The sequence below is a fragment of the Streptomyces sp. NPDC001100 genome, from assembly GCF_053598575.1.
Genome location: NZ_JBSFKO010000061.1, coordinates 19,892 through 37,028, shown reverse-complemented (window position 1 = coordinate 37,028; position 17,137 = coordinate 19,892). Strand labels below are relative to the sequence as shown.

15 protein-coding genes are annotated in these 17,137 nt (G+C 70.1%); 8 read left to right on the top strand and 7 right to left on the bottom strand.

All coding sequences use genetic code 11. From position 1 onward, the window contains the following. Positions 1–138 precede the first annotated feature (138 nt). The 4 genes from ACWDEW_RS46445 to ACWDEW_RS46430 all read left to right on the top strand — a co-directional run bounded on the left by ACWDEW_RS46445 (position 139) and on the right by ACWDEW_RS46430 (position 3,162). The gene (locus ACWDEW_RS46445) at positions 139–714 is read left to right on the top strand and encodes a TerD family protein (RefSeq protein ID WP_019067108.1); all 576 of its coding nucleotides are present in this window, start codon (positions 139–141) and stop codon (positions 712–714) included. A gap of 120 nt (positions 715–834) precedes the next feature. Beyond that, positions 835–1,023 (top strand): hypothetical protein, encoded by a 189-nt coding sequence (locus ACWDEW_RS46440; protein WP_450522057.1) that lies wholly within the window; start codon positions 835–837, stop codon positions 1,021–1,023. Positions 1,024–1,172: 149 nt separating this feature from the next. Next, positions 1,173–2,318: a DUF475 domain-containing protein gene (locus ACWDEW_RS46435; RefSeq protein ID WP_450522055.1), complete on the top strand. Its 1,146-nt coding sequence runs from the start codon at positions 1,173–1,175 to the stop codon at positions 2,316–2,318. Between the two features lie 109 nt (positions 2,319–2,427). Then, positions 2,428–3,162, top strand: a complete 735-nt coding sequence (locus ACWDEW_RS46430) for a TerD family protein (RefSeq protein ID WP_019067110.1) — start codon at positions 2,428–2,430, stop codon at positions 3,160–3,162. Positions 3,163–3,233: 71 nt separating this feature from the next. Here ACWDEW_RS46430 and ACWDEW_RS46425 read toward each other — a convergent pair whose 3' ends face one another. Further along, complete coding sequence (locus tag ACWDEW_RS46425) at positions 3,234–4,028, bottom strand: TerD family protein (protein WP_450522053.1); 795 nt, start codon at positions 4,026–4,028, stop codon at positions 3,234–3,236. Between the two features lie 175 nt (positions 4,029–4,203). On the opposite strand from ACWDEW_RS46425, the gene ACWDEW_RS46420 reads away from it, so the two are divergent. The 3 genes from ACWDEW_RS46420 to ACWDEW_RS46410 are packed head-to-tail and all read left to right on the top strand — an operon-like array spanning position 4,204 to position 8,755. Then, the gene (locus ACWDEW_RS46420) at positions 4,204–5,370 is read left to right on the top strand and encodes an HpcH/HpaI aldolase/citrate lyase family protein (protein ID WP_450522052.1); all 1,167 of its coding nucleotides are present in this window, start codon (positions 4,204–4,206) and stop codon (positions 5,368–5,370) included. 14 nt (positions 5,371–5,384) lie between these two features. Next, a complete protein-coding gene (locus tag ACWDEW_RS46415; protein WP_450522050.1) occupies positions 5,385–7,928 on the top strand; it encodes a phosphoribosyltransferase in 2,544 nt (847 codons plus the stop codon). After that, complete coding sequence (locus ACWDEW_RS46410; protein WP_450522048.1) at positions 7,928–8,755, top strand: HAD family hydrolase; 828 nt, start codon at positions 7,928–7,930, stop codon at positions 8,753–8,755. The genes ACWDEW_RS46415 and ACWDEW_RS46410 overlap by 1 nt, the downstream gene beginning before the upstream one ends. 54 nt (positions 8,756–8,809) lie before the next feature. On the opposite strand, the gene ACWDEW_RS46405 is transcribed toward ACWDEW_RS46410, so the two are convergent. Beyond that, positions 8,810–9,022: an FmdB family zinc ribbon protein gene (locus tag ACWDEW_RS46405; protein WP_450522046.1), complete on the bottom strand. Its 213-nt coding sequence runs from the start codon at positions 9,020–9,022 to the stop codon at positions 8,810–8,812. A 180-nt stretch (positions 9,023–9,202) separates the two neighbouring features. Here ACWDEW_RS46405 and ACWDEW_RS46400 point away from each other — a divergent pair, with 180 nt between their 5' ends. After that, positions 9,203–9,487, top strand: a complete 285-nt coding sequence (locus ACWDEW_RS46400; protein WP_450522044.1) for a hypothetical protein — start codon at positions 9,203–9,205, stop codon at positions 9,485–9,487. A 57-nt stretch (positions 9,488–9,544) separates the two neighbouring features. Here ACWDEW_RS46400 and ACWDEW_RS46395 read toward each other — a convergent pair whose 3' ends face one another. From ACWDEW_RS46395 to ACWDEW_RS46375, 5 genes are read right to left on the bottom strand one after another with little or no spacing between them, the layout of a single operon-like run. Further along, entirely contained in the window at positions 9,545–11,641 is a 2,097-nt protein-coding gene (locus ACWDEW_RS46395; RefSeq protein ID WP_450522042.1) for a glycosyltransferase family 39 protein, read from the bottom strand. Between the two features lie 56 nt (positions 11,642–11,697). Further along, positions 11,698–12,771 (bottom strand): NlpC/P60 family protein, encoded by a 1,074-nt coding sequence (locus ACWDEW_RS46390; RefSeq protein WP_450522040.1) that lies wholly within the window; start codon positions 12,769–12,771, stop codon positions 11,698–11,700. 43 nt (positions 12,772–12,814) lie between these two features. Beyond that, positions 12,815–13,297, bottom strand: coding sequence for a poly-gamma-glutamate biosynthesis protein PgsC/CapC (locus tag ACWDEW_RS46385; RefSeq protein WP_359616023.1), 483 nt, complete (start codon positions 13,295–13,297; stop codon positions 12,815–12,817). Further along, positions 13,294–14,754, bottom strand: coding sequence for a poly-gamma-glutamate synthase PgsB (gene pgsB, locus ACWDEW_RS46380; protein WP_450522038.1), 1,461 nt, complete (start codon positions 14,752–14,754; stop codon positions 13,294–13,296). The genes ACWDEW_RS46385 and pgsB overlap by 4 nt, the downstream gene beginning before the upstream one ends. 15 nt (positions 14,755–14,769) lie before the next feature. Continuing rightward, entirely contained in the window at positions 14,770–17,016 is a 2,247-nt protein-coding gene (locus ACWDEW_RS46375; protein ID WP_450522036.1) for a HAMP domain-containing protein, read from the bottom strand. Between the last annotated feature and the right edge of the window lie 121 nt (positions 17,017–17,137).

Below are 17,137 nucleotides of genomic sequence, written 5' to 3'. Positions count from 1 at the left end.
TCTCGATGAAGGTGAACAGCACGTCCTTGCCGCGCAGGCCGGTCAGCAGCTGGGTCAGCGTGCGGCGCCGGGGGGTTCCCCTCCGGGGGAGCGCAGGACAACTCACACAGCAGCATCGCCTCGGGGAGGACCAGCACAATGGGCGTCACACTCGCCAAGGGGGGCAACGTCTCCCTGTCCAAGGCCGCACCGAACCTCACGAACGTACTGATCGGGCTCGGCTGGGACGCGCGTTCCACCACCGGAGCCGACTTCGACCTCGACGCCAGCGCGCTCCTGTGCAACGGCGGCCGGGTGCTCGGGGACGAGTGGTTCATCTTCTACAACCAGCTCAAGAGCCCGGACGGCTCGGTGGAGCACACCGGCGACAACCTCACCGGTGAGGGCGAGGGCGACGACGAGTCGATCCTGGTCGACCTCTCCAAGGTCCCGGCCAACGTCGACAAGGTCGTCTTCCCGGTCTCCATCCACGACGCCGACAACCGCGGCCAGACCTTCGGCCAGGTCAGCAACGCCTTCATCCGCGTCGTCAACCAGGCCGACGGCCAGGAACTCGCCCGCTACGACCTCTCCGAGGACGCCTCCACCGAGACCGCCATGATCTTCGGCGAGCTCTACCGCTACCAGGGCGAGTGGAAGTTCAGGGCGGTCGGCCAGGGGTACGCGTCCGGTCTGCGGGGCATCGCCCTAGACTTCGGGGTCAACGTTTCGTAAGGGGCCACGCACGCAGGGTGGCCCGGCGTCGACGAGAGAGAGCCACCTGCTGCGCCTGGTAACGAGGCAGGTGGCTCTCTGGGAGCTCGCCGCCCTCGGAAGGACGGGAGTCCGTTCATTATGCCCAGCGAATCGCAGCAGCCGCCCCCACCACAGCCCACCCAGCTGATCAACGCCTTCATGTACTGCGCCGCCCTGATCGCCGGTGTCGTCCTGGTCGTGGCCGGCCGTGCCACGCCCGTAGAAGCGTCCGGCTACGTCTCCCCGTTCCTCGTGATCTTCGAAGGAGTGAAGCCGCGTTCGCGTTGACGGGCCCCGAGACCTGCGGGTTTGCGGCTGGGACGGGCCACATGTCCCGATCGGCGCAGTCTCCCCTAGACTCTGTCCTCAACGTCAAATTTTAAGTAAAGCCGAGTGCGGCGCGGGGGAGACCCGTACACACAGGGATTGGGTAGCCAGTGCTTCTGAAAACCTTCGGCTGGTCGTTCGCGGTCACCGCGCTCGGCCTGGTCGCGGCGGCGTTCTACGGGGGGTGGGAAGCCTTCGGAATCGTGGCGATCCTGGCCGTCCTGGAGATCTCGCTGTCCTTCGACAACGCGGTGGTCAACGCCGGGATCCTGAAGAAGATGTCCGCCTTCTGGCAGAAGATCTTCCTCACGGTGGGCGTCCTGATCGCCGTCTTCGGCATGCGGCTGGTGTTCCCCGTCGTCATCGTCGCCGTCACCGCGAAGATCGGCCCGATCGACGCGGTCGACCTCGCGCTCAACAACAAGGACCACTACCAGCAGCTGGTCACCGACGCCCACCCGGCGATCGCGGCCTTCGGCGGCATGTTCCTGCTGATGATCTTCCTGGACTTCATCTTCGAGGACCGGGACATCCAGTGGCTGCGCTGGATCGAGCGCCCGCTCGCCAAGCTCGGCAAGGTCGACATGCTGTCGGTCTGCATCGCGCTGATCGTCCTGCTGATCACGTCCTTCACCTTCGCGGCCCACGCCCACCAGCACGGCGGCGCGCACGCCGACAAGGCGCAGACGGTGCTGATCGCCGGGATCTCCGGCCTGATCACGTACATGATCGTCGGCGGGCTCTCCGGCTACTTCGAGGACAAGCTCGAAGAAGAGGAGGAGCGGGAGCACGAGGAGGAGGAAGAGGCCGCGCGCACCGGCAAGCAGCGCTCGGCGGTGGTCCTGGCCGGCCAGGCCGCGTTCTTCATGTTCCTGTACCTCGAAGTCCTGGACGCGTCCTTCTCCTTCGACGGCGTGATCGGCGCGTTCGCCATCACCAACGACATCGTCCTGATGGCGCTGGGCCTGGGCATCGGCGCGATGTACGTCCGCTCGCTGACGGTCTACCTGGTCCGCCAGGGCACGTTGGACGACTACGTCTACCTGGAGCACGGCGCCCACTACGCGATCGGCGCCCTCGCCGTGATCCTCATGGTCACCATCCAGTACCAGATCAACGAGGTCATCACCGGCCTGGTCGGCGTGGTCCTGATCGGCTGGTCCTTCTGGTCCTCGGTCCGCCGCAACAGCGCGCTCGCGGAAGCCGAGGGAAAAGCCGGCTCGGACGAGAAGACTGAGGTCTCGTCCGGGGTGTGACAAGCTCCCTGGTAAGGGAACGCTCTGTTCGGGGCGGCAGACAGAGGACATGCCCTCGGTCCGCCGCCCCGACAGCTTTGTCGTGAGTCATGTGGACGTGGGGGCGGGAATGGGCTTCTTCGACGGGATCTGGCGGCGCGAGATCGACTTCGACTCGGGCAGCGCGGCCAGCAACGCGATCGAACTGACCAAACGGCACCACCAGGTCTCGCTCACCAAACAGGGCGCGGCCACCGGCAACCTGCGCGTCAACCTGACCTGGCGGATGCGGACCTCCGACATCGGCGGCCTCCAGCGGGACAGCCTGCTGCGCCACCCCTTCAAGGCCCTCAAGCCACCCGAGGTCATGGGCCACAGCCAGAGCATGGTCAACGTCGACCTCGACCTCGGCTGCCTCTACGAACTCATGGACGGCACCAAGGGCGTCGTCCAGCCCCTCGGCGGCCTCCTCGGCGACGTCAACTCACCCCCGTACGTGAAGCTCAGCGGCGACGACCGCTTCGGCTCCGCGTCCGGCGAGACGATGTACGTCAACCTCGACCACCGCGACCAGATCAAGCGCCTGCTGGTCTTCGTCTACATCTACGACCAGACCCCGGCCTTCGACCGCACCCACGCGATCGTCACCCTCTACCCCAGCAACGGCCCCCGCATCGAGATAGGCCTCGACGAACGCCACCCCCAGGCCCGCTCCTGCGCGGTAGTGATGATCGAGAACGTCAAGGGCGAGCTGGTGGTCCGCCGCGAGGTGAAGTTCGTCTACGGCTTCCAGGCGGAACTGGACCGCTTGTACGGCTGGGGGCTGCAGTGGGGGCGGGGCTACAAAACCAAGGTCGAGCGCTAGGTCTTCAGGGGCGCGGGGAACTGGGCGACAAGCCCCCACCGGCCGCACGCAAAAAAACTACGCACGCACCCTCAAATGAACTGCGGCCCCTGCGGAGGCAACCGAAAATCGGGATCCACCGCACTCGCCGCAGGCACCGGCTGCGGATACCCGTACGTCCCGGCACCCGCAGGAGCCGTCTGCGGATACCCGTACGCAGGCTGAGTCACCGGCTCCTGCGCCGGCGGATACCCGTACCCGGACTGCCCCGGAACCGCCGGAGGCACCTGCACCGGAACCGCCGGAGGCAACGGCTGCGAGACCTCAGGAGCTCCCCCCGTCTCCGACTCGTCCACCGTGATGCCGAAGTCCATGGCCAGCCCGCGCAGCCCGTTCGAGTACCCCTCGCCGAGCGCCCGGAACTTCCACCCCTCGCCCCGCCGGTACAGCTCCCCGCAGATCAGCGCGGTCTCCTCGCCGGTCTCCGGCTTGATGTCGAAATACAGCAGCGGATCGCCCTCGGCGACGGCCGCGTCGTACAGCATGATGCGCAGACCCTGTACGCGGTCGAAGGTCTCGTCCTCCGCCGATGCGACCACCAGAATCCGGCTGACTTCGGGCTCGACACCGGCCAGATCTGTCTGGATCGTGTCGGTGGGGCCTTCGGCGACACGCTTCTTGCCGAGCCGCCAGACCTTCCCGGAGGGGTGCCGGGGCTGGTTGTAGAAGACGAAGTCCTCGTCGGAACGCACCCGACCGGCGGGGCCGAGGAGCAGCGCCGAGACATCCACGTCCGGGCCCCCCTGCCCGGGCGTCCAGCGCAGCACGGCACGTACCGTGGTGGCCTCCAGCGGGACGTTCGACCCTTTCAGCATCGCGTGCGTCATGCGGTCATCCTGCCCTCTCGGTCCTGGTCACGACAACGTGGGGTGCGGACTCCGACACGGCCGAGTTACCTGAAGTTCATGCCCGGCGGGAACCCCTGACATGGGTTTGTACGTACTATTACCGGCCACCTATCGAAAACACTCACGGTTCACATCGTCACCACGGGGGAGCTTTATGCGTCATTTCGGGCACATTGCCCCTGAGGTACGGCAGCGTCTCTTCTTCCAGGAGCCGTGCGAGTTCGACGCGGACTCCCCGGCCCGACTGCTCGCCGCCGCCCTCGGCGCCACGCTCTACAGTCCTGCCACCCGGCCCAGGCTCGCCGACGACATCGTCAAGCTGGCCGGACGCGGTGTCGTGTCGATGGTGCTGTGCCTGGAGGACTCGATCGGTGACGAGGACGTCCCGGCCGCCGAGGAGAACCTGGTCGAGCAGTTCACCGAGCTGGCCGCCCGCCCGGGCGTGGAACTCCCGCTGCTGTTCGTCCGGGTCCGCGTGCCCGAACAGATCCCCGACCTCGTCCGCCGCATGGGCCCGGCCGCACGACTCCTCTCCGGCTTCGTGATGCCGAAGTTCACCGAGGAACGCGGTATGCCCTTCCTGGAGGCGCTGTCCGCCGCCGAGTCGGAGAGCGGCCGACGCCTCTTCGGCATGCCGGTCCTGGAGTCGCCCGAGCTGCTCTACCGCGAGTCGCGCGTCGAGACCCTGGAGGGCATCTCCCGCGCGGTCGACAAGTACCGCGACCGCGTCCTCGCCCTGCGCCTGGGCGTCACCGACTTCTGCTCCTCCTACGGCCTGCGCAGGGCCTCCGACATGACGGCCTACGACGTCCAGATCGTCGCCTCCGTGATCGCCGACGTGGTGAACATGCTGGGGCGCGCCGACGGCACCGGTTTCACGGTGACCGGTCCGGTCTGGGAGTACTTCCGGGTCCAGGAGCGCATGTTCAAGCCGCAGCTGCGTCGCAGCCCCTTCCTGGAGGGTCAGGCCGAGGAGCTGCGCGAGGCGCTGATCGAGCACGCCATGGACGGGCTGCTGCGCGAGATCGCCCTCGACCAGGCCAACGGGCTGATGGGCAAGACCTGCATCCACCCCTCGCACGTACTGCCCGTGCACGCGCTGTCCGTGGTCAGCCACGAGGAGTTCTGCGACGCGCAGGACATCCTGCGGCCGGAGCGGGGCGGCGGGGGCGTGCTGCGCTCGGCGTACACGAACAAGATGAACGAGGTGAAGCCGCACCGCGCCTGGGCCGAGCGGACCATGCTGCGCGCCGAGATCTTCGGCGTCGCACGCGAGGACGTCGGCTTCGTGGAGCTGCTCGCCGCCGGAATCCCCGGCTGAATCGCAAGGGACGCATGAACAAGGCAGTGAACAACGGGGTCTGGTCCGGCAGTTGGGTCGCGGAGCGGCTCGGCGTCGAACTCCTCGGCGACCCCGAACTGACCGACCTCCTGGGCCTGGCCCTCCGCCGCAACCCCAAACGGGCCCACCTCCTGGTCTCGAACGTGCTCGGCAAGCACGTCCCCCAGTCCCCGTCGATCGTCTACGGCTACGGCTTCACCCTGGGCCACCGGGTACGCGACCTGCTGGGCCCCGAGGAGTCCCGCCGTGCGGTGGTCCTCGGCTACGCGGAAACCGCGACGGGCCTGGGCCACGCGGTCGCCGACGGCATCGCCGTCGCCCCCTACCTCCACTCCACCCGCCGCCCCGTCCCCGGCGTCGCCACGGCAGGCGGTTTCGAGGAGTCCCACTCCCACGCGACCTCGCATCTGCTGCTGCCGGAGGATCCGGAGCTGCTGGCCGGTGACGGCCCGCTGGTGCTGGTCGACGACGAGTTCTCGACGGGCAACACGGTCCTCAACACCATCCGCGACCTCCACGGGCGCTACCCGCGAGACCGGTACGTGGTGGTGGCCCTGGTCGACATGCGGTCGGCGGCGGACGCGGGGCGGTTGGACGAGTTCGCGGCGGAGATAGGCGCGAGGGTGGACCTGGTGGCGGCGGCTTCGGGCACGGTTCGCCTGCCGGCGGGGGTGCTGGAGAAGGGGCAGGAGTTGGTGGCGCGGTACGAGGCGGGGGGTGCCGGGACAGGTGATTCGTCGTCTGCGGCGCCGTCGGGGCTGGCCGCGCAGTTCCCCGCGCCCCTGAAAGCGGACCTGGACGCCAACCCCCAAGGGGCGCGGGGAACTGCGCGCCCGGCCACAGCGGACCCGCACCAGGCCGACAGCCGCACCCGTCGAGTCGATCTCCGCTGGCCCCGAAACCTCCCCGACGGCGGAAGACACGGCTTCACCCCCGCCCACCGAATACGCCTCGAACGCGCCCTCCCCGCCATGGCGGCCCGCCTGGCGGAGGCACTCCCGCAAGAAGCCCACCGCGTACACATCCTCGGCTTCGAGGAGCTGATGTACGCCCCCCTGAGACTCGCCCGCGAACTGGAGCAGATAGTCGACGCCGACGTCACCTACTCCACGACCACCCGTTCCCCCGTCCTCGCGGTGGACGATCCCGGCTACGCGATCCGCACCCGCCTCACCTTCCCCGCCCACGACACCCCCGCCGACGGCCCCGGCGACCGCTACGCCTACAACATCGCCGGCGCCGGCTTCGACGCGGTCGTCGCGGTCGTCGACTCCCGCGGGGACACTCCCGAACTGCACGGCCTGCTGGCCGAGTTGGCCGCACACACCCCGCACGTCGTCCTCGCGGTGGTCCCCTCGTACGTCCCCGAAAGGCCCCCCATGCTGCCCGAGCCCCTCCGCGGCCCCGCCTTCTCCTCGTACGCGCCGGAAGAGGTCGGCTGGCTGCTCCAGGATCTCTCGGACGTGACGCTGGAGGCGCCGACCGAGGAGCGGGAGGAGGCGATCCAGAGCGGCGGAGCGCACTACGCGGAGTCGCTGCCGGTGGAGTACCAGCCGAGCGAGCAGTACCAGGAGCTGTTCCACACCGCCCTGGACGAGGCGGCCGGACGTCTCGCGCTGGCGGTCGGCGCGGTCACCGAACTCGTCCTCGCCGAGCGCTCACCGCACCCCGTGCTCGTCTCCCTCGCCCGCGCCGGCACCCCCGTGGGCGTCCTGATGCGCCGCTGGGCCCAGTACCGCCACGGTCTCGACCTCCCGCACTACGCCGTGTCGATCGTGCGCGGACGGGGCATCGACGCCAACGCGCTGCGCTATCTCGCCGCCCACCACGACCCCACCGACGTCGTGTTCGTCGACGGCTGGACCGGCAAGGGCGCCATCACCCGCGAACTCGCCGACGCCATCAAGGAGTTCGAGGAGTCCGACGGCATCACCGGCTTCGACCCGGAGATCGCGGTCCTCGCCGACCCCGGCTCGTGCGTGCAGACGTACGGCACCCGCGAGGACTTCCTCATCCCCTCCGCCTGCCTCAACTCGACCGTGTCGGGGCTGATTTCACGCACGGTCCTGCGCTCCGACCTGGTCGGCCCGCACGACTTCCACGGCGCGAAGTTCTACCGCGAACTCGCCGGTGCGGACGTCTCGGTGGACTTCCTGGACGCCGTGGCCGCACGCTTCCCGGAGGTCGCGGACGCCGTGGCGACCCTCGCCAAGGAACTGCTGGCCGCCGACCGCACCCCAACCTGGGAGGGCTGGGCGGCAGTTGAGCGGATCAGCGAGGAGTACGGCATCCACGACGTGAACCTCGTCAAGCCCGGCGTCGGCGAGACCACCCGGGTGCTGCTGCGCCGGGTGCCCTGGAAGATCCTCGCGCGGGCCGGCGCCGGTGCCGACCTCGACCACGTCAGGCTGCTCGCCGAGCAGAGAGGCGTACCCGTCGAGGAAGTGGACGAACTGCCGTACACCTGCGTGGGGTTGATCCACCCCAAGTACACGCGCGGGGCGACCGGGGCCGACGGCAGGGCGGTGGCGGTCTGATGCCGGTACTCGTCGCCAGCGACCTCGACCGTACGCTCATCTACTCCTCGGCCGCCCTCGCCCTGACCATGCCGGACGCGCGGGCACCCCGGCTGCTCTGCGTAGAGGTGCACGAGAGCAAGCCGCTCTCCTTCATGACGGAGACGGCGGCCGGGCTCCTCACCGAACTCGGCGGACTCGGCGCCGACGCGGCCGTGTTCGTGCCGACCACCACCCGCACCCGCAAGCAGTACCAGCGCATCAGCCTGCCCGGCCCGGAGCCGAAGTACGCGATCTGCGCCAACGGCGGCCACCTTCTCGTCGACGGCGCGACCGACGAGGACTGGCACGCCGGGGTGCAGGCGAAGCTGGCCGCCGAGTGCGCGCCGCTGGAGGAGGTCCGCCAGTACCTGGCCGACTCCGCCGACCCGGCCTGGGTGCGCAAGCACCGCGTCGCCGAGGACCTCTTCGCCTACCTCGTCGTGGAGCGCGAGCTGCTCCCCGAGGAGTGGGTGAAGGAACTCGCGGTGTGGGCGGAGAACCGCGGCTGGACGGTCTCCCTCCAGGGCCGCAAGATCTACGCCGTACCGAAGCCCCTCACCAAGAGCGCGGCCATGCGAGAGGTGGCCCGCAGAACCGGTGCCGACCTCACCCTCGCGGCAGGCGACTCCCTCCTCGACGCCGATCTGCTGCTGGCCGCCGACAAGGGCTGGCGCCCGGGCCACGGAGAACTGGCGGACGAGGCCTGGACGGCCCCCACCATCACGGCCCTGCCGGAGCGGGGGGTCTTGGCGGGCGAGCGCATCCTGCGGGAGTTCCTGCGAGCGATGCACACCCCAACGCCCTAGGGGCGCGGGACTGTATCGATGCGCGGCTCCGCCGCGTGGGCGCGCAGGGCCCACCTAGCCGCAACAGCCTCCACCACAGCAACCGCCCCCTCCGCCCGCCGTGGGCGAGGGGGCGGACGACGTTCCGCCCACAGCAACCGCCGACAGCAACTTCACTGTGTCGTCGTGCCCCGAAGGACACGACGCCGGCGCGGACGACTCCGCCATCGGCCGGCTGACTTCGAACGTGGATCCACAGGTGCGGCAGCGGTACTCGTAGCGAGGCATGAGGACAGGCTAACGGGCGGGATGGACACGGTGTGCGGCCGCTGTCGCCAGGACGCCGGGCGTGGGCGATCCGTCAAGCGGCCAGGGCCCGTAGCGCCGGGGCATACAGGACACGGGATGTTCTGACCCGTCCTCACCACCGCACACATACTGATCCTGATCGAGGATGGGATTCCGGATATGGCCAGCCACGGACTCGGCGCCAGCCACGTCTTCTTGTTCGCCATCGCTGTGGTCGGCATTGTCATCAATGTGCTCGCCCTCGCGCGAGTAGGCCCCTGGCAGGACCGCCCGCAGAGAACGGCGTTGCCGCTCCTGCTCCTGTGCGCCGGGATCGGCATCGGGACGCTCTCCAGCGTCCCCTCGACCCATCGACTGCTCTGGGCCTCGATTCTCCTGCCGCCGAGCATGGTGCTTGTGCTCCTCAGTGTGTACTTCTTCCTGCGCATTGGGGCAAGTCGCTGACCTGGCCCGCAAGCAGACCGGCGCGAGCCTGTGCAGGGGTTCCTTGCGGGCGGCGCCTCACCCCTGCGGTCTGCAGTCGTAGAGCGTGAAGCTGCCGCCCGTGCTGCGGCCGTAGGAGGCGGGCGGGACGCGGGTGCAGTGGGACTTCACCCAGGTGGTGGTGGCGGTGGTGGGGCGCTGGGTGGTGAGCAGGGCGTAGCGCAGCTGGCGGGTGGTGACGAGGGTGCCGAGCTGCTGGGTGGTGGGGAAGGGGGTGTTGCCGGTGAAGCCGCCCATGACGAGGATCGGTTCGGACTTCGCACGCAGCAGGGGCTCGGCGCCGTAGGCGGTCTGCGTGGCGAGCAGGTACTTCTCGCCGTGGCGGTGCGTGGTCAGATAGTCGAGCAGGGCGGTGTCGCGGGCGCTGGGCCGGTCGAGGCCTATCCGCCGCGGAGCGTGGTGTTCACGGACGCTGTTGTAGTACGCGTTGCCGACCGGACCGGCGATCGGCGCGGTGGAGGCGCCCGCGTAGAGCGGGTCGAGGCTGGAGAGGGCCCAGCCGGCCGGTACGACCAGGGTGGCCGCGATCCCGGCGGCGAGGGCGCCCTGGACCTTCCTCGGGGAGGTGCGCGGCCCGCGGCTCCACAGGCCCACCACCCCGCACAGCGCGAGCATCACGGCGATCGGCAGGAGCCAGGAGACGAATCGGGTCGGCCAGTCGAGCACCAGCGCCCACACCACCGTCAGCACGATCGCCCCCGGCAGCACCAGGTGCCGCCGGCCGCCAGACCTGTCCTCCGGCCTGTCCTGCGACCCGTGCTCCGCCTCGTGCGCCGGCACCTGCGCCGACCAGGGCTCCGCTTCGTGTGCCGACATGTACGGCGACCAGGGCTGCGACTGGTGTTCCGGCTCGTACTCCGGCTCGGCCTCTCCTTCGGCCTCCGGTTCGGCCTCAGGTTTGGCTTCCGGGTCGTGCGCCGAGTCGTACTCCGATCGGAAGAGCGCGAGCCCGCCGCCGGTCAGCGCGGCGAGCGCCGGGGCGATGACGGCCATGTAGTAGGCGTGGTTGCCGTTGGAGGCGCTGAACACCAGGGCGTGGACGGCCAGCCAGCCGCCCCACAGCAGAAATCCCGCGCGCAGCATGTCCGTTCGCGATTGCCCGGTGCGCCAGACGACGCCCAGGACCGCGGCGAGCACGGCGAGCGGCAGGAACCAGGCGACCTGCGGGCCGACCGTGTCGTTGATCAGCATGTTCCAGCCGGTGTTGCCGGTGGTGCGGCTGTTGGCGGTGGCGGCGACGGCGCCGAACGCGGTGGAATCGCTGCTGAAGCGGCTCAGGCCGTTGTAGCCGAAGACCAGGGCGAACGGGTTGTTGTCGGACGTACCGTCGAGGTACGGGCGGTCGGCGACCGGTGTCGCCCAGGCGATCAGCACCCAGAAGCAGGAGACCGCCAGCGCCACCGTACCGCCCAGCAGAAAGCGCAGAGCCCGCTTCAACGGCGTGCCGGGGGCGACGACTTGGTACACGACGGCGAAGACCGGCAGCACCAGCCACGCCTGCAGCATCTTCGCCTGGAAGGCGAGCCCGATCCAGATCCCGCAGGTGATCAGCGGCAGCAGCCGCTCGGTGCGCACCGCCTTCTGCAGTGCTCCGGCGGCCGCCACCAGGAGCAGGGTGAGCGCGGTGTCCGGGATGGTGGCCCGGTTGAGGACCACGGCCACCGGGGTGAGGGTGAGCGTCAGCGCGGCGACCAGCGCGGCGAACGGCCCGGCCCAGGCCCGGACGATCCGGTGCAGCAGCCACACCGTCAGCACGCCCTCGACGACCTGCGGAAGGGCGGCCGCCCAGGTGTGCGGGCCGAAGATCCAGACGGAGACGGCGTCGGGCCAGAAGGCGCCGGGGAGCTTGTCGATGCTGATCGAACCGCTGGTGTCGAGCCCGCCGAAGAAGAAGGCACGCCAGCCGCCGGTCATCGAACGTATCGCGGCACCGTAGAAGGGGTGGAGCGCGGCGTTCCCCATGCCCCAGGAGTACAGCACCGTGGCGACGGCCAGTACCGCGGCGAGCGCCGGGCGCTCCCAGCGCGGGGCGTCTGCCGGCAGGCCGGATCGGCGGTTCGCCGCCCGGCGGCCTCGGTGCGCTCCGGTGGGCCGGGCGGCGGAGATGGCGGTCATGGCAGTGGTCCTCGGATCGGCAGGTCAGGTGGAGCGGCGGTGCACAGGCGGCGGGATCACAGGCGGCGGGCCGACCGGAAGCCGCGGGCGTAGAAGTCGGTGCCGTCCAGCAGCGCGTGGCCCGACAGGTCGCCCATGGTCGGGCCGTTGGCGGCGGAGCGGCTGGAGTAGAAGCGGTGGCGGCCGTTGTCGTCGAGGCCCATGTAGATGCCCACGTGGTCGATGAAGTCCGGCCGGTCCTTGATGATGGCGAAGAAGACCAGATCGCCGGGTTGCAGGATGCTCAGGTCGGTGGCCTGCTTCGTGCCGGTGTGGGGGATCACCACTTGGCCGGGACCGTAGGCGGCGATGGCGTAGGCGCGGCGGGGCAGACCGGTGCCCTTGGTGTTGGTGTTGTGCATGGGGAGGCCCATGCGGTAGCCCCACACCAGACGCTGGAAGCCGGAGCAGTCGACGCAGCCGTAGCGGGCCTGCTCCGGCTGCACGCGCGTGCCGTCGAAGTCCCAGGGAACGCCCAGATAGTCGTAGAAGTCGGACTTTTCGTCGTAGTAGGCGAAGTCCAGCGGGTTGGTGACCTTGGAATTGCGCGGGCCGAAGTGTGCGGTGCCCGCGTAGCGCACGTCGTCTGCGTTGTGCTTGTCGGGCGCCCCGGCGCTGCTGTACTGGAACGCCACCGCGAAGACGTCCGGGCTGGTGTCGCCGAGCGTCTTGCCGAACCAGCTCGTGAACCACGCGGACTTCTCCATGCCCTGCTGCCATGTGTGCGGCAGCAGCCGCACCCAGGCGTCCGTGGTCACCTTGGCCTCGGTGGTCCGCCGCTCGCTGAAGGTGCGGGTGCGCCCGGTGAGCACGGCCGTACGGGCTCCGTCGGTGAACGTGGCGAGCGTGCCGCCGTCGGAGCCGCGGACCACGGTGCGGTCGGGGGCGGACAGCCGCTCGAAGGTCTGCTTCCCGGTGTTCGAACCGGTGCCCGTGCCGTCGGCGGCCGTGCCCTCGTCGTCACCGCTGTCGTGCCCGAACCGGTTCCAGGCGTACCCGCCCGTCGCCCCGACGGCCGCCACGCCCGCGATCGTCCCGAGCAGAGCGCGGCGAGTCGGGCGGCTGCCTCTGCCGGCGGAGTGGGAGTGCATGGCCGATCCTCCTGGAAGTTCGGGGTGAGAGGCGGTGGACGGGTCAGCCGGTGGGCAGGGCGCCGATCAGGAGACCGGAGACCAGCACCACGTAGGTGACCAGCGTCACCGCCGTGGTCGAGATGAGTGTGGCCGCCATCGGTTGACGGACCATCTGGTAGGAGACCAGACCCGGGACGATGAAGCCAAGGGTCTGAGACGTGTACAGCAGCGGGAACTCGTGACTGAGGGCGAGCATCACGGTCGTCTGGATCAGCACCGCGCTCAGCACCACGGCGGCGAACAGCCGCTTGCCGTAGAGGATCACCGTGCGCTGCAGCAGCTTCGTCGTGAAGAACGTGAGCACCGCCACACCGACCATCAGCCCGGCCATCTGTACGTCGGTGAGGAGCATGAGGGCGATCCAGCCCGGGGTGATCATCCCTCCTGGGGAGAGGTTGGTCGTCAGATAGCAGACGAGCGAGAAGACCAGCCCGAGGGCGATCCCGAGTGCGGAGGTCTGTGCGGTGAGGTCGGCGGGGATCACGGGTTCCTCGTGAGCTGGGACGGATCGTAGGAGTTCTGCGGGTCGCCTTCGGCGTTCTGGCCGTCGGGCCGGCTGTGGCGGGCGGCGAACCGGCGGGCGAGTTCGCGCTGGTCCGGGATGTGGATGCTCTGGGTCGTCTCCAGCGGCGCCACCCAGCTGTACGGCTCCGGCTCGGGCGGCCGGCCCATCGCGACCTGCGGCCGGAACAGCGCGATCTGCATCGTCTCCTGGTCCAGGCCGTCGCCCTGGGGAACGGCGTCGAGCGGCTCCTCGGAGTCGTCCAGCGGCAGCCCGGCGAGGCATTCCAGGAACAGCTCGCCCTGGCCGTGGATGTTGCCGATCGCCACCAGCGAGGAGGTCGGGCCGAGTTCCGCGAGGATCGACTCCGTCACCTCCTCGGGGTCCCGGCGGTCGCCGCCGAGATCCACCACGCGCCCGGTGAAGCCGGCCGGGATCGCGTCGCGGGCGCTCTTGGTCGGGTGGCCGATCAGGAACACCGTCTCGGCGGCGAGGTCGGGCACGATCGCGCCCATCTGGCCGTTGCGTTCCACCCGGTCCGGGCGGCAGTTGATGACGACGTTCAGCGGCCGTCGGATCGCGCCCAGGTCCTCCAGCTGCTGGACGTTCATCAGCGTCGACTCGGGGTCGTTGGCCGCGAAGATGTTGGCGAACCGCAGCTGCTTGCCCTCGGGGGTGACATAGCGTTCCACCGACAGCACGCCCGGGTCGGGCGGCGCGTCCCACATGCCCTGCATCGCGGTCTGCCGTTCCACGCCGAGCAGTTCGGCCACGGCGAGCGCGATCGCCACGTTCTCCTTGAAGGTGAACCAGCTGAAGCCGCGCAGCTCGGCGTCGGTCACCGACTCCGGATCGACCGCGATCAGACGGCAGTTCCGCTTGTCCGCCTCCTCCTGGAGGATGTGCAGCCGGTCCTTCTCCGCCGTCACGCACACTCCGCCCACCGGCATCGAGCGGGAGAGCGAGCGGGCGACATCGTCCAACGTCGGCCCCATCTCCTCCAGATGGTCCTCGCGGACATTGCACAGCACGCCGATCGTGGAACGGATCAGCTTCTCCTGGTTGATCTCCTGCAGCGCGGGCATCACCGCCATGCACTCGATCACCAGCGCGTCCGGCCGGTAGGTCGCGGCCCGTCGCACGATGCCGATCTGCTCGACGACGTTGGCCAGCCCGAACTTGCGGTACACCGGCTCCTCGGTGGCGTCCGGATGGATGAACCGGGCCGCGGTGCCGGTGGTCTTGGCCACCGTGACCAGGCCGCCGCCGCGCAGCGCGCCCGCGCACAGCCGGGTGATCGAACTCTTGCCGCGGATGCCGTTGACCAGCACCCGCGTGGGTATCTGCGCCAGCGAGGCGAAGTGCCGCCGCTGTTCCACGATTCCGGCGATCCACAGCCCGGCGCAGCACAGCACGACTATGACGTAGAGGAAGAGCATGCCGATTCCTTCCTTCTACCGCTGGAGGGTGGTCTGACGCAGGGACGGGGAGGGCTCGGCGAAGTGGCCGGATCTGGCCGCCCGGTCGCGTTCCGCCAGGGCCTGGCGCACCAGTTCCAGGCTGCGGGTGACCGAGCCGACCTCGTCGTGGTTGACCGGGTGCAGCACGGTGCGGCGGTCTCCGGCGGCGAGCCGCTCGACGAGCACCGCGACCGAGCGCAGCGGCCGGATCACCACGACGTACAGCCAGCCCAGACAGGCCAGGCCCAGGGTGAGGCCCAGGATCCCCGCGAGCATGGTGCGCTGTTCGGCCTGCACCGCGGGGATCTGGAGCGCGGCCGCGGGTTCCGCGGTCACCACGTGCCAGCCGAGGCGGGTCGTCGGGCCGCTCTGTGCCAGCGGCGCGGCGGCGTCGACCGATGGGCCGGAGGACGTACGGAGCACCCGCGAGGTCGCGGTGCCCGCGGTCCCCGGGGCGCCCTGGGTGGCGCGGGCGAGACGGCTCAGACCGGAGTCGGGCAGCGACTGGAAGGCGCGGTAGCCCACGTTGGCGGCCAGCACCTTGTCGTCGGCGTCCGTCACCCAGACGCTGCCCAGTTTCGGTCTGGACAGAATGGAGTTGAGTGCCTTCACGTCGATCTCGCCGAACAGGACCACGCCGGCCGCCGGGGTCCTGCCCTTGACGGTCTTGACCTGGGCGTAGGCGGCGATCGCCGGGATCCGGCCCGAGGTGTTGACGGTGGTGATCCCGCCGCCGTCGGGCACGTGGACGATGGTGCGCAGCGGTGCTCCGCCCACGCGCATCGTGATGTCGCCCGAGCTGTCCAGGAGATACAGCGAGCGGAACTGCTTGTGGTCGGTGAGGGTGCGCTGCAGCACCTTCTTCTGGGCGGCGCGCTTGCCGCCCGGCAGACTCGCGGTCGCCTCGTTCAGGTCGGCGTACAGCTGGTCCAGGGACTGCCGGACGCGGTTCGACGCGATCTCGGTGCGGGTCTGCTGAACGGCGAGGACCGGAGCCGGCACCGCGGTCGCGGCGTCCGCCCGGTTCAGCATGAAGATCATCGGCACCGCCCAGCAGACCATCACCAGCGCGCCGACCGCGGCCAGCGCCCGGTAGCCCGGCACGCGCCGGACCGGGAACTCCTCCGGGCCGCTCTCGCCGAGCAGCTGCCGGCGCAGCGACTCCAGTGCCCGCCCGGTCCGGGACAGTTCCCCGAGGCCGTTCACCGGCACCGGCCGGGACAGCTCCTCCCACGCGGCCGGCCCGTCCTCGGTCGCGCCCCGGGCCAGGCGGCCGGCGGACAGGTAGAGCCACAGCAGCGGCCGCTGCAGGAAGAAGTGCAGGGCCAGCCCGAACAGCAGCGCGAGCACGACGAGTGCCCCCGCGGCCCGGAGCGCGAAGCCCGAGTAGTCGACGGCGGTGGCCGTGGCGGGCACCGTGCGGAAGGTGAGCACGACCAGACCGAGGTCGTCGGTGTCGCCCGGACCGGTCGTCGAAGCGACCTGGGCCCAGCCGGCCACCGTGCGCCGGTCGCCCGTGGCGGAGCCCTGGAGGCTTCCCGACGCGTCGGTGTCGTGCCCCGACCTCTTCGCCGCGCGGGCCGCCGCCGAGGACAGACCGCTGCCGGCGGCGGGCGACGCCGTGCCGCGGGACGTCGTGGCGAGCGCGGTGCCGTTCGCGTCCAGCACCTCGGCGGTGCGTCCGTCGCCGTACGCCGTGGGGGCGGGGAACGCCTCGGAGACCACCAGCAGCCACTGCCGGTCGGGCCCGCTGACCTGGTTCTGGTCCTGGTTCGCGTCCTCCTGCTGCGCGGGCAGCGTGACCTTGGCGAAATACAGCAGCTGCCGCGTGCCGTCCGACGTCACCAGCCGGGGCGGGACCGCCCCGTGCCCGGATGCCGCCTTGGCCACGTTCACCCCGGCCAGCTGCACCGTCTTGCCGCCGACGGCCAGCAGTTTGCCGGTCTTGGGGTCGAGCAGCGCGCTGCCGAGGATCCCCTTCCTGGCGGAAGTCAGTGCTTTGAGCGTGGTCGCGGGGGTCGATGCGCTCGTCGCCGGGTACGCCTTGGCCGCACGGCGTACCGTGCTCGCCTCGGCGTCGATCGCGGTGCGCACCGACAGCGCGGTGTCGGCGGCGATCCGCTGCTCCCCGTCCTGCACCGCCTGCGGCACACCTGCGGAATGGACGCCGTCGAGGCCGATCATGGTCAGGGCGGCGACCACCAGCAGGAGTACGACGAGAGCGGCGATCGGCGGGCGCACCCCGCCGAGTATCGGCATATCGGCGCGGCGGCGAGTGCGGTGTCGGCGCGGCGCCCGGGGGGCGGAGGGCAGGGCAGTTGATCCTTTGTCAATTGGCGCCGAGCGCCCGAATGTTCTACAG

What these genes read in the sequence shown, in the direction of transcription:
- ACWDEW_RS46445 (WP_019067108.1), top strand. Translation starts at nt 139, where the DNA reads ATGGGCGTCACACTCGCCAAGGGGGGCAACGTCTCCCTGTCCAAGGCC.
- ACWDEW_RS46440 (WP_450522057.1), top strand. Translation starts at nt 835, where the DNA reads ATGCCCAGCGAATCGCAGCAGCCGCCCCCACCACAGCCCACCCAGCTG.
- ACWDEW_RS46430 (WP_019067110.1), top strand. Translation starts at nt 2,428, where the DNA reads ATGGGCTTCTTCGACGGGATCTGGCGGCGCGAGATCGACTTCGACTCG.
- ACWDEW_RS46425 (WP_450522053.1), bottom strand. Translation starts at nt 4,028, where the DNA reads ATGACGCACGCGATGCTGAAAGGGTCGAACGTCCCGCTGGAGGCCACC.
- ACWDEW_RS46420 (WP_450522052.1), top strand. Translation starts at nt 4,204, where the DNA reads ATGCGTCATTTCGGGCACATTGCCCCTGAGGTACGGCAGCGTCTCTTC.
- ACWDEW_RS46415 (WP_450522050.1), top strand. Translation starts at nt 5,385, where the DNA reads ATGAACAAGGCAGTGAACAACGGGGTCTGGTCCGGCAGTTGGGTCGCG.
- ACWDEW_RS46410 (WP_450522048.1), top strand. Translation starts at nt 7,928, where the DNA reads ATGCCGGTACTCGTCGCCAGCGACCTCGACCGTACGCTCATCTACTCC.
- ACWDEW_RS46405 (WP_450522046.1), bottom strand. Translation starts at nt 9,022, where the DNA reads ATGCCTCGCTACGAGTACCGCTGCCGCACCTGTGGATCCACGTTCGAA.
- ACWDEW_RS46400 (WP_450522044.1), top strand. Translation starts at nt 9,203, where the DNA reads ATGGCCAGCCACGGACTCGGCGCCAGCCACGTCTTCTTGTTCGCCATC.
- ACWDEW_RS46395 (WP_450522042.1), bottom strand. Translation starts at nt 11,641, where the DNA reads ATGACCGCCATCTCCGCCGCCCGGCCCACCGGAGCGCACCGAGGCCGC.
- ACWDEW_RS46390 (WP_450522040.1), bottom strand. Translation starts at nt 12,771, where the DNA reads ATGCACTCCCACTCCGCCGGCAGAGGCAGCCGCCCGACTCGCCGCGCT.
- pgsB (WP_450522038.1), bottom strand. Translation starts at nt 14,754, where the DNA reads ATGCTCTTCCTCTACGTCATAGTCGTGCTGTGCTGCGCCGGGCTGTGG.